The organism is Streptomyces sp. NPDC012508 (assembly GCF_042902595.1).
GTDB lineage: Bacteria > Actinomycetota > Actinomycetes > Streptomycetales > Streptomycetaceae > Streptomyces.
Genome location: NZ_JBIBEO010000004.1, coordinates 20,342 through 31,710, shown reverse-complemented (window position 1 = coordinate 31,710; position 11,369 = coordinate 20,342). Strand labels below are relative to the sequence as shown.

The 11,369-nt window shown below is 72.6% G+C and carries 10 protein-coding genes, 1 tRNA gene and 1 riboswitch; of the genes, 9 read left to right on the top strand and 2 right to left on the bottom strand.

The window, feature by feature from the left end; all coding sequences use genetic code 11:
* Positions 1-7: 7 nt before the first annotated feature.
* From ACFY8U_RS14360 to ACFY8U_RS14350, 3 genes are all read left to right on the top strand, one after another.
* Entirely contained in the window at positions 8-1,384 is a 1,377-nt protein-coding gene (locus tag ACFY8U_RS14360) for a condensation domain-containing protein (RefSeq protein WP_389569789.1), read from the top strand.
* Positions 1,381-2,436, top strand: a complete 1,056-nt coding sequence (locus ACFY8U_RS14355; RefSeq protein WP_389569786.1) for a polysaccharide deacetylase family protein — start codon at positions 1,381-1,383, stop codon at positions 2,434-2,436. Before ACFY8U_RS14360 ends, ACFY8U_RS14355 begins: the two co-directional genes overlap by 4 nt.
* 187 nt (positions 2,437-2,623) lie before the next feature.
* Positions 2,624-3,910: an MFS transporter gene (locus ACFY8U_RS14350; RefSeq protein ID WP_389569784.1), complete on the top strand. Its 1,287-nt coding sequence runs from the start codon at positions 2,624-2,626 to the stop codon at positions 3,908-3,910.
* 61 nt (positions 3,911-3,971) lie between these two features.
* On the opposite strand, the gene ACFY8U_RS14345 is transcribed toward ACFY8U_RS14350, so the two are convergent.
* Together ACFY8U_RS14345 and sigJ are read right to left on the bottom strand one after the other, a co-directional pair.
* Positions 3,972-4,637, bottom strand: a complete 666-nt coding sequence (locus tag ACFY8U_RS14345) for a 4'-phosphopantetheinyl transferase (RefSeq protein ID WP_389569781.1) — start codon at positions 4,635-4,637, stop codon at positions 3,972-3,974.
* A gap of 197 nt (positions 4,638-4,834) precedes the next feature.
* Positions 4,835-5,725, bottom strand: coding sequence for an RNA polymerase sigma factor SigJ (gene sigJ / locus ACFY8U_RS14340; protein ID WP_389569778.1), 891 nt, complete (start codon positions 5,723-5,725; stop codon positions 4,835-4,837).
* Between the two features lie 198 nt (positions 5,726-5,923).
* Between sigJ and ACFY8U_RS14335 the strand changes: the two genes are divergently transcribed.
* From ACFY8U_RS14335 to ACFY8U_RS14310, 6 genes are all read left to right on the top strand, one after another.
* On the top strand, positions 5,924-6,403 hold the full coding sequence (locus tag ACFY8U_RS14335) for a rhodanese-like domain-containing protein (protein ID WP_389569776.1): 480 nt from the start codon (positions 5,924-5,926) through the stop codon (positions 6,401-6,403).
* A gap of 61 nt (positions 6,404-6,464) precedes the next feature.
* Positions 6,465-6,538 (top strand) — tRNA-Met (locus ACFY8U_RS14330).
* A 113-nt stretch (positions 6,539-6,651) separates the two neighbouring features.
* Entirely contained in the window at positions 6,652-7,392 is a 741-nt protein-coding gene (locus ACFY8U_RS14325; RefSeq protein ID WP_389569774.1) for a MerR family transcriptional regulator, read from the top strand.
* Positions 7,393-7,530: 138 nt separating this feature from the next.
* Positions 7,531-8,805: a PP2C family protein-serine/threonine phosphatase gene (locus tag ACFY8U_RS14320; protein WP_389569771.1), complete on the top strand. Its 1,275-nt coding sequence runs from the start codon at positions 7,531-7,533 to the stop codon at positions 8,803-8,805.
* 212 nt (positions 8,806-9,017) lie between these two features.
* Positions 9,018-9,165, top strand: a riboswitch (cyclic di-AMP (ydaO/yuaA leader).
* An 11-nt stretch (positions 9,166-9,176) separates the two neighbouring features.
* The gene (locus tag ACFY8U_RS14315) at positions 9,177-10,271 is read left to right on the top strand and encodes a M23 family metallopeptidase (protein ID WP_389569769.1); all 1,095 of its coding nucleotides are present in this window, start codon (positions 9,177-9,179) and stop codon (positions 10,269-10,271) included.
* A 145-nt stretch (positions 10,272-10,416) separates the two neighbouring features.
* A complete protein-coding gene (locus ACFY8U_RS14310) occupies positions 10,417-11,364 on the top strand; it encodes an aldo/keto reductase (protein WP_361606778.1) in 948 nt (315 codons plus the stop codon).
* Positions 11,365-11,369 lie beyond the last annotated feature (5 nt).

Here is an 11,369-nt window from a genome sequence, read left to right as displayed (position 1 = left end):
GAACACGATGACCACGGTCGAGGAGCGGACCCTCAGACTGGAGTCCGCGCGCGCCGGGACCGGCCCGGCCACCTGGGGGCAGCGGGCGATCTGGGGTGTCGTCACCCGGCTCGGCGACGACGCCCCCCGGTACAACCTGCGGCTCGACCTCCCGCTCACCCCGCCCCGCCCCGCCGGCCGCGTACTCGCGGACCTGACGGAGCTGCTCCGGATGCACGACAGCCTGCACACCAGGCTCCTGCCGGTCGGCGAGGACGGCCTGGAGCAGGTCGTGGACGGGTCCGGCGAGCTTCCGGTGGAGGTCCGCGAGTGCTCCGAGGCGCAGGCTCCGGCGGTCGGTGAGGCCCTGATGGAGGAGCTGGCCGGGCGCTCCTTCGACCACGCGCGGGAGTGGCCGTTCCGGGTCGGCCTCGTGGAGTGCGAGGGCCTGGTCCACCGGCTGGTGCTCGCGGCCTCGCACACCGCGATGGACCTGTGGGGCGAGGGCCGGATGCTCCGCGACCTGGAGCTGATCGAGGCAGGGGAGTCGGCCGAGGCCCTGCTCCTGGCCCGCCCCGCTCTCCAGCCGCTGGAGGCCGCGGAGGTCCAGGCGTCGCCGCTCGGCCGTCGCCGGGACGAGGGGGCCCGGCGCTACTGGTGCGAGCGGCTCACCGCCGGCCCCCGCCGGATCTTCCTGAACCCCGCGGATCCGGAACGGGCGGTCACCGATCCGGGCCGGATGTTCCCCAACGCCCTGCTGCACTCGCCCGCGCTGGCGGTCGCCGTCGAGCGGGTGGCGGAGAAGCTGGGGGTGAGCGATGCCGCGGTGCTGCTCGGCGCGGCCTCCCACCAGCTGGCCCGGATGTCCGGGAGCAGCGACGTGCTCTTCCAGGTGGTGGTGAGCAACCGCTTCCAGCCGGCCGCCGCCGAGTCGGTGAGCACGATGGCGCAGGAGGCGGTCTTCCTCCTCACGGACGCGGACAAGGACTTCGAGGACGCGGTACGGCGGACACGGTCCGTCTCGTTCAGCGCGTTCCGGCACGCGGGGTACGACAAGTGGGCGCTGGACCGGGAGGTCGCGGGCCTGGTCGAGCGGGGTGAGGCGGGCGACCACTCGTGCTGGTGGAACGACACCCGGGACCCGGGCGACGGGCCGTTCGACACGGTCGGGCGGCCGGAAGCCCCGCTGAGCGAGCTCGCCGGCCGGACCGTGTTCAGCTGGCCGACGGAGTTCCTGCCGCGGGTGAACGTGTCGGTGGCGGTGGACGTGCTGTCCGCCCCGGGGGCCCTGGAACTCTGCATGACCGCGGATCCGGCGGTCCTCTCCCGTGAGGGCATGGAGCGCTTCCTGCGCGGGGTCGAGGAATCGGTGATCGCCGAGGCGGCCGCCCAGGGGGACGAATGAGCAAGCGATACGCGGGAATCGCCTGGACCGGCGCGGGCTACCAGGTCGAGGTCCTGGACACCGCCGGGCACCGGGTGACGGAGCCTCGCAGCTGGGGCGCCGCGCAGGTGGCGGCACTCGTCGCCTGGCTCCGGGAGCTGGGCGAGGAACAGCCGCTGGCCGCGGTGTTCGACAGCACCAACGGTCTGCTCGACGGGCCGATGACGGCGGCCGGTCTGGAGGTCTACCGGGCCGACCCCTGGCTGCTGCCGGACCGGCCGGAGTTCGGTTCGGTCCCGGCCGCCCGGCTCGCGGAGCAGGCGAGGAGCGAGCCCGGCTCGCTGGCCCGGGTGACCGCCGAAGGAGGCAGCCTGACCGGCCGCGCCGACGAGTACTTCGACGGCGTACGGCGCAGCGAGCCGATCCAGGCCGCCCTGACGGCGGCGGGACGCTGCATCGAGCACGGCCGAAGGGACACGCCCCAGGTCGCGCTCACCTTCGACGACGGCCCGGATCCGGTGCACACCCGCCGGATCCTGGAGATCCTGGACCGCTACGGCGTGCGGGCCACGTTCTTCTGCGTCGGTCACCATGTCGCGGCGCTGCCCGACGAGGTGCGCCGGATCGCCGCGGCCGGCCATGAGCTCGGCAACCACTCCTGGTCGCACCCCTTCCTGCCCGACCTGACACCGGATCAGCTGCGGGAGCAGATCGACCGGACGACGGAAGCGGTGGCGCGGCTGACCGGCGAGGCGCCGACGCTGTTCCGGCCGCCGTACGGCGCGCTGACCCCGGAGGTGCTGGCCGCCCTGGCGGACCATCCGACCACCATGACGATGTGGGACGTGGATTCGCGCGACTGGTCCAGGCCGGGCCCGGAGCGGATCGCCGAGACCGTCCTGGGGGCCGCCGGGCCCGGCTCGGTGGTGCTGATGCACGAGGGCGCGGGCGATCGCGGCCAGACCGTGCGGGCCCTCCCCTCGATCATCGAGGGCCTGCTCGCGCGCGACCTGGAGCTGGTCACGGTGGGAGAGCTGCGCGCGGCGGCCGTCCAGGCCGGGACGAGCCGCTGACCGCCGCCCTTCACCGCCCCCGCCGCTGACCGCCGCCCGTCACCGCCCCTGCCGCTGACGGCCGCCCTTCACCCCGTTCATCACCCGGTCGGCCCTCAGTGCCCCGCCCCGCCGCACCTCTGTGCCCCGCCCGCCCGACCCCCGCTCGACCATCAGGCTCACCCTCACGCTGGAGTAGTGAAGAGACATGAACGACCACTCGGCAGACCCCTCTGCGGCGGGGCCTGCCTCGCAGATCAAGGACCGGCCCGCCGAGGCGCCGTCGGCGGCCGGGGAACCGGCGATCTGGACCCGTAACTTCCAGTACTACTTCACCGCCCGCAGCGCGGGCCTGCTCGGCTGGGCCATGCTGCCCGTCGCGGTCTCGGCCGGGCTGCTCAGCGCCGGGTACGGCCTGAGCACCGCCGGGTACGCGATGGCCTTCCTGGTGGGCCCGTTCGCCGGGCTCGTGCTGTTCGGCGGGGTGCTCGCCGACCGGTTCACCGCCCGCCGGATGATGATCGTGGCCGACCTGGCCAACCTCACCGCCCATGTCCTGCTCGCCTTCCTCTTCATCCAGGGCATCGGCCACCTCTGGCATCTGTACGGGGTGCTGATGGTGGTCGGTACCGCCAACGCGATGTTCCAGCCGGGCGCCTCCTCGACCGTTCCGCTGGTGGCCCGGGACGTGCAGGGCGCCAACGGGGTGCTGCGCATATCCGAGGCGTTCACCGCGCTGGGCGGCCCGGCGCTGGCCGGTGTGCTCGTCGGCCTCGGCGCCACCGGCTGGGTGATGGTGATCTCCGCCGTCGCGTACGGGACCAGCGCGGTCTGCCTGCTGGCTCTCCGGCTCGGGGTGGTGCCCGCCCCGCCGGCCGGCGAGAGCCTGGGGCGCAACCTGGTGGTCGGCTGGCACGAGTTCCGCTCCCGCAGCTGGCTCTGGGGCGTGATCGTGATCTGGATGTTCTTCGCCATGCTGTCCTGGGGCCCGCAGCTGACGCTCGCCGCCGGCGTGATCGTGCCCGCGCATGGCGCCACCGCCTTCGGTCTGCTCAACTGCGCCTTCGGCGCGGGCACGGTGGCCGGTGGTCTGCTGGCCCTCCGCTACAAGCCCGAACGGCCGCTCGCCGCAGGGGCCGTGGCGCTGCTGGCCTTCCCGCTCTACCCGCTCGGCATCGTCCTCGACTGGCCGGTCTGGCTGCTCGCCGTCGCCCAGGTCGTGGTCGGCGTCGGCATCACGTTCTGGGGCGTCATGTGGGCCACCAGCGTGCAGACCCAGGTGCCGGGCGAGGTGCTCAACCGCGTCCACGCCTACGAGGTCGCGGGCTCCGTCGGCATGTTCCCCATCGGCAGCGCGCTGGCAGGTCCTGCGGTCGCCGCGTTCGGAACGGACAAGGTGCTCCTGGTGGGTGTCGTGGTCGCCCTCCTCACCGCCGTCGGCCTCCTGGCGACCCACCCCATCCGCACGCTGGGCCGGGTCCCGAACCGCGCCTGAGCGGGCTCCTGGAGGGGGCGCCCGAGCGGGCCGTCGGAGGGCGGCCCGGCCGATGGCACCCCTAGGGGGCGTCCCGGCCGATGGTGACGGCCGAGAAGATCAGGCCGTCGTGGACGAACCAGCGCCCGGTCATGCGGGTGAGCGGACGCCCGGCCACCACCGGGCCCGTCCGGCGCAGCACGGCGGTGAACACGTCGGATCCGGGATCGAAGTCCAGCTCCGTCTCCTGGAACCCGAGCGGGCCGCGCGCCAGGGGGTACCACGCCTTGTAGACGGCCTCCTTCGCGCTGAAGAGCAGCGTCTCCCAGTGCACTTCGGGGTGCCCGTCCCTGAGTTCCGCGAGGCGCGGTACCTCGGCGGGAAAGGCGATCTTGGTGAGCACGCCCCGCGGAAGCGGGGCGTGCCGCTCGGCGTCGATGCCGATCGAGGCGTGGCGATCGTCGAGGCTCAGCGCGGCGGCCCGGTATCCCAGGCAATGGGTCATGCTGCCCACCACCCCCGAGGGCCACAGTGGTTCGTGCAGGTCACCGGAGAGCACGGCGACGGCCGGCAGCCCCAGATCCACCATGGCGCGCCGGGCCAGGTGCCGCACGGTGGTGTACTCGCGTCGGCGTTCGTCGACGGCGTTGCGGACCGCCGCTTCCTCCCCCGGGAACAGCCGGGCGTCCGGGGGGTCACCGAAGGACTCGGCGACGGCGACTCCTTCCGGCATGAGCTCAGCGATCATGCGCTCAGCGTAGGGCGCTCCGGGCGGCCGGAGCAGACCGGAACGGGTGACGCGCCAGAGCCGGGAGTTCGCGGTTCCGCCGCTCCCTTGCCGTGGTGGCGCGCCGCCCGCCTCGCGGACCGCGTGGCGCGGATGCCGGTACGGGCCGTAGGTGCCCGTACGGGCCGGTGCCGCATCGGCCCGTACGGCACCGGCTCTCAGACCTCCAGGTCCGGCACGCCCAGCTCCGCCATCCGCTCCGGGTCCGCGATGATCTGGATCTGCACGATGCGCTCGTCCACGACCGTGAAGGCCATGAGCCCGAACATCTGGCCGTCCACGTACGAGACGATGCCCGGGGCGCCGTTGACCAGCACCTTCCGGTACTCGCGCCGGAAGCGGGCGTACAGGAGCGCCTGCCTGACGACCGCCTCGGCGCCACGGACGAGCCCGGAGGCCGCCGCGAGCGCCTTGCCGCCGTCCACCCGCAGGACCACGTCGGGGTCGAGGACCGCGAGCAGCCCCTCGAAGTCGCCGCCGTGCGAGGCGGCCATGAACGCGTCGACGACCTGGCGCTGCCGGGCGATGTCGGGCGCCGGGGACGGGGCGGCGCCCTGGACGCGGCGGCGGGCACGGCTCGCGAGCTGGCGGGTCGCGGCCGGGGTGCGGTCCACGATCGGGGCGATCTCGTCGAAGGAGACGGCGAACATGTCGTGCAGGACGAAGGCGAGCCGCTCGGCCGGACCCAGCGTCTCCAGGACCACGAGCAGGGCGAGCCCCACCGAGTCGGCGAGCAGCGCCTCCTCCTCGGGGTCGCGGGTGGTGCCCTCCGCGCCCCGGACCAGCGGATCGGGGACGAAGTACTCCAGCGGGTCCTCCCGGCGGGAGGCGCGCGAGCGGAGCATGTCGAGGCAGACCCGTCCGACGACCGTCGTCAGCCACCCGCTCAGGTTCTGCACGTCGCTTATGTCGGAGCGGCTGAGCTTGATCCACGCTTCCTGGACGGCGTCCTCGGCCTCGCTCAGGGACCCCAGCATCCGGTACGCGACCGCCTTCAGATGCGTGCGGTCGGCCTGGAAGCGCTCGGCCAGGAGGTCCTTCTCGTCCATCGGTGTCTCCCTCGTTGTGACCGTCATCGAGATGACGGACGGCACCGGCGAAACGTGACGGGTTCGCACCCCCGAACCGTCCGCTGTGTGAGATCCCCTGTTGTCCCCCGCAGAACGCCCGGAAATCCCCGGCCGATGGGCCTCACTGCCGGGGATTGCCACTTCAGTGCCGTGATCTTCGACCGTAGATTTTCATGCATGACGACAACCGCGCAGGTCAACGCTGTACTTCGCACCCCGCCCGCCTCTCCGCAGGCCGCGGCCGCGTACTTCTCCGCCAGCCTTGCCTTCCACGCCGACGTCTCCGATGTCGCGGGCGCCCTCGCCGCCGACGGCGACCCCGGCTTCGTGGTCCTGGACTCCCGCTCCACCGCGTCCTGGGACCAGGGCCATGTCCCCGGCGCGGTCCACCTGCCGACCGCGCTCATCGCCGAGCAGGCCGAGCAGCTGCTCGACAAGGCCGTGCCCGTGGTCACGTACTGCTGGGGCCCCGGCTGCAACGGCGCGACGCGCGCCGCGCTCGCCCTGGCGCAGCTGGGCTACCAGGTGAAGGAGATGCTCGGGGGCTTCGAGTACTGGGTCCGCGAGGGCTTCCCGTACGAGACGTGGGAGGGCCCCGGGAGGAAGGAGGCGGACCCGCTCACCGCCCCGGTCGACGCCGGGGACTGCGGCTGCTGAGACCGCTGCGGGAAACGGATTAGGGGATCGGCTCACCATGCCGTAAGGTCATATTCACCGACGCGGGGTGGAGCAGCTCGGTAGCTCGCTGGGCTCATAACCCAGAGGTCGCAGGTTCAAATCCTGTCCCCGCTACTCAGTAGCAACGAAGGCCCGGATCCAGTCACTGGATCCGGGCCTTCGTCGTGTCCGGGGTCCGGACGATCGGGCTTGACCTTTACGCAACGTCAAGATTTAGCGTTTTCCTCATGGAGTGGTCGATCCAGGAGATCGCCAAGAAGGCCGGCACCACCAGCCGCACTCTCCGGCACTACGGAGAGCGCGGACTGCTGGAGCCGAGCCGGATCGGCGCCAACGGTTACCGGTACTACGACCAGGCGGCGCTCGTGCGGCTGCAGCGCATCCTGCTGCTGCGCGAGCTCGGGCTCTCCCTGCCCGCCATCGCCGAGGTCCTGGAGGGTCAGCGGGACACGCCCGCCGCTCTGCGCACCCATCTGCTGCTCCTCGAACGGGAGCGGGAGCGGATCGGGCGGCAGATCGAGGCGGTGCGGACCACTCTCCACAAGACGGAGAACGGAGAAGAACTCATGGCGGAAGAAGTGTTCGACGGGTTCGATCACACGCAGTACGAGGAGGAGGTCACCGAGCGCTGGGGCCGCGAGGCGTACGAGAAGGGCGACCGCTGGTGGCGCTCGCTCGGCGCCGAGGAGAAGCAGGCGTTCATGGACGAGCAGGCCGGCATCGCCCGTGACTTCGGGCAGGCGGCACGGGACGGCCTCGCCGCCGACAGCGACGAGGTCCAGGCGATCGCGCGGCGCCACGTCGCATGGCTGTCGACCACCACGACGCCGACGAAGGAGTACGTGATCGGCCTCGGCCGGATGTACGTCGACGACCCGCGCTTCGGCCGGAACTACGACCAGCACGGCGAGGGCACCGTTCTCCTCGTACGGGACGCGATGACCGTCTACGCGGAGCGCAACCTTTGAGCGGCCGACCCCGGCGTCTGCCCCCGCCGAGGTAACCCACTTGGCCGAGCGAAGGTCGCCGCGCGGCGCGGCGCCCGGCACCCTGGGGTGGGCACGGTACGGTCCGTCGCCGTGTACGGACCGGGCAGGAGAGCACAGGTGGGGCAGGGGAGCGGGAACGGGAAGGGAAACGGGAACGGCAAGGGGCACGGGAACGGCAAGGGGCACGGGAACGGCAAGGGGCACGGGAACGGCAAGGGGAACGGGAACGGCAAGGGGAACGGGCAGGGAAACGGGAACGGGAACGGGACCCCCCGGGCGCGTGCCGAGCGGACCCGCCGGTTCCTCCGCGCCCTGCCCCCGCTGGTGATCCTCGGCGGGGTCGTCTTCGACCTCTCCACCCCGCCCGCGTACACGGCCGCTCCGATGTTCTCGGCCGCGCCGCTCCTCGCCGCCCCGTTCTTCTCGATGCTGACGACGCTGCTCACGGGCATCGCCGCGATCCTCGCCGGCGTCGGGCTGCACCTCTACAACGGGACCGCCACCGAAGTCCCGTCCCTCACGGAGACGTTGACCGTCATCACGGTCTCCGCCCTCGCCCTGCTGGTCAACCGGGTCGTAGTGCGCAGCGGGGAGCGGCTCGCCTCGGCGCGGGTGATCGCGGAGACCGCGCAGAAGGCCGTCCTGCCGACGCCCGCCGAGCGGATCGGCGGGCTCCATGTCGCCGCCCGCTACGAGGCCGCGCAGGCGGACGCGTTCATCGGCGGCGACCTGTTCGCCGTCCAGGACACGCCGTACGGGGTACGGCTCGTGGTCGGTGACGTCCGGGGCAAGGGGCTCGACGCGGTGGAGGCGGTCGCCATCGTGATCGGCGCCTTCCGGGAGGCGGCCGAGCAGGAGGCCTCCCTCGAGGGCGTCGCACAGCGCCTGGAGCGGGCCCTGGCCCGGGAGGGTACGCGCCGCTCCAGCCTCGACGCCTTCGAGGGGTTCACCACCGCCGTCCTGGCCGAGATCCCGCGCGGGGACGGGCACGTACGGGTGGTGAACCGCGGCCACCCCGAGCCGCTGCTGCTGTACGCGGACGGAGGCCTCGCCCACCTCGAACCGACCGAGCCCGCCCTGCCGCTCGGCATGGGCGAGCTTGCCGCCTGGCCGGACCGGGCCGACGAGGTCCCGTACCCGCCGGGGGCCACGCTGCTCCTCTACACCGACGGGCTCTCCGAGGCGCGCGACGCCTCGGGGGCCTTCTACGATCCGGCCGAGCGGCTCGCCGGGCGGATCTTCCCGGGACCCGAGGAACTGCTCGACGCGCTGGTCGACGACGTCCGCCGGTACACGGGCGGAGGCTCCACGGACGACATGGCACTGCTCGCGGTGAGCCGGCCTGCGGCCGGGCAGCCGGAGCGGCGCAGGACGATGCCCGTGGTGCCGTGACCATCCGTAGTGGAGAGGTACCGCTGCGATAACAATTGACGAACCGTCAGTTTCGGGGCGGCAGTAAAGGTCTGGACTGAAGCGGGATCAAATCGGGCTGTACCAGTTCAATCTCGGGAATGATCAAGCAGAACAGCTTGGAATCCGGCCCTCGTGTCTATTAACGTTCGATAACGCAGCGCGGTCGTCCCAGCCGTCGTAAGAGACGGCACCGCGCGCACGCGCCGAATCTCGAAAGGGAACCGGGGAACCACCACTTGGGGTGAATCGGGCACCGTCGCACCCGTGCGACACCGCCCGTAGGAGACCTTCCTGCTCCGAACCCGTCAGCTAACCCGGTAGGCGAGAAGGAAGGAAAGGAGTACGCCTCCGTGGCGTCCAACACCCCTGCTCCCGAGGGTCTTTCTGACGGGTTCAACGCGTTCGGCGCCCCGGGCGCCGCCGGGACGGACGACGACGCGACGACGTGGGGGGAGTGGAACCCCACCGAGGACTCCCTTCGCCAGCAGGCCCGTTCGGGCGGCCGTCACCGTGTCGTGAAGCAGCGCTCCGCGTTCGCCCGCTCCTCCACCGTCCTCGGTGTCGGCGTCATCGCGGCCGTCGGCGCGGGCGGCATGGCGACCGCCAAGGACAAGCCGCCCGTCTCGATATCCCTCCCCGATCTGAACCTGCCGGACGCCTCCGAGCTGCCCGGCGTCGGCGACCTGATCTCCGGCGAGGACGGCACGGACGGTACGGGCTCCGGGAGCAACAACCCGCAGCCGCTCACGGCCACCCTGGCGCTCCCGGCCGACAGCACCGACAGGGCCGAAGGCTCCCCGGCCGCCTCGACGGCGGACGCCGGCGAGGCGCTGCGCGCCCGCATCATGCAGCAGGCCGAGCAGCAGCAGGCCTCCGCCGACGCCGACAAGAAGGCCGCGGCGGAGAAGGCGGCGGCCGAGAAGGCCGCGGCCGAGGCGGCGGCGAAGGCGGACGCGGCGGAGAAGGCGGCGGCCGAGGAGAAGCGGAAGGCCGAGGAGGCCGCCGCGGCGAAGGCCGAGGCGGAGCGCCTCGCGAAGCTCGCCGCGAGCTACTCGCTGCCCACGTCCTCGTACACCCTCACCTCCACGTACGGCCAGTCCGGCTCCATGTGGTCCTCCGGCCAGCACACCGGCCTCGACTTCGCGGCGCCCACCGGCACCCCGGTCAAGGCGGTGCACGGCGGCACGATCACGTCAGCGGGCTGGTCCGGCTCGTACGGCTACCGGATCGTCCTGGAGCTGGAGGACGGCACGGAGGTCTGGTACGCGCACCTGTCCTCGATGACGGCGAGCGTCGGCCAGTCCGTGGGCACCGGTGACACCATCGGCCGCGTGGGCGCGACCGGCAACGTGACCGGGCCGCACCTGCACCTGGAGGTCCACACCCCGGGCGGCGCGGGCGTCGACCCGGCGGCCTGGCTGGCGGGCAAGGGCATCTCCGTCTGACCCCGCGCGCGAACACGCGCCGGCTCCCCGCGCGCGTCGCGCCGGCTCCCCGCGCTCCTTCCCACGGCTTCGGCAGTCCTGGCGGCGTCCCCCCGACGCCAGGGCTTCCGGAATACCCGTACAGCCGTGGGTGTTCGAGCTTCGCATGACCTCTCTTCGCCCGCTGGGCAGCTCCGACCTGCACGTCTTCCCCCTGGCGCTGGGCGGCAACGTCTTCGGCTGGTCGGCCGACCAGGCGCAGTCCCTCGCCGTCCTCGACGCCTACACCGCCGCGGGCGGCAACTTCATCGACACCGCCGACATGTACTCCCACTGGGCCGAGGGCAACCAGGGCGGCGAGTCCGAGACGCTCATCGGCAAGTGGCTGGCCACCCGCGGCAACCGCTCCGACATCGTCCTCGCCACCAAGGGCGGCGCCCACCCCCGGTACAAGGGCCTCTCCGCGACCACCATCAAGGCCGCGGCGGAGGAGTCGCTGCGCCGGCTCGGCACGGACTACATCGACCTGTACTACACGCACTTCGACGACACCTCCGTCCCGGTCGAGGAGATCGTCACCGCGCTGGACCAGCTGGTGAAGGACGGCAAGGTGCGGGCCGTCGCCGCCTCCAACATCGCGCCCGAGCGGCTCCAGGCCTCCCTCGACTTCGCCGAGACCGAGGGGCTCGCCCGCTACGTCGCCCTGCAGCCGCACTACAACCTGCTCTCACGCGACACGTACGAGGGCGAGCTGATGGCCACCACCGAGCGGGCCGGGCTCGCGGCCGTCCCGTACTTCGCGCTGGCGTCCGGCTTCCTCACGGGCAAGTACCGCCCGGGGAAGACCGTCGACAGCGTCCGCGCCGAGGGCGCCGCCGCGCACGCCGGGACCGAGCGGGGCCGGCGGATCCTGGCCGCGCTCGACACCGTGGCCGAGGCGCACGGCGCGGAGGTCGCCACCGTCGCCCTGGCCTGGCTCGCGTCCCGGCCGACCGTCGCCGCGCCGATCGCCTCGGCCCGTACGGTCGAGCAGCTCCCGGCCCTGGTCGCGGTCGCGGACCTGCGACTGACCGACGCCGAACTGGCCCTCCTGACGGAGGCCTCCGCGGCCTAGGAGCG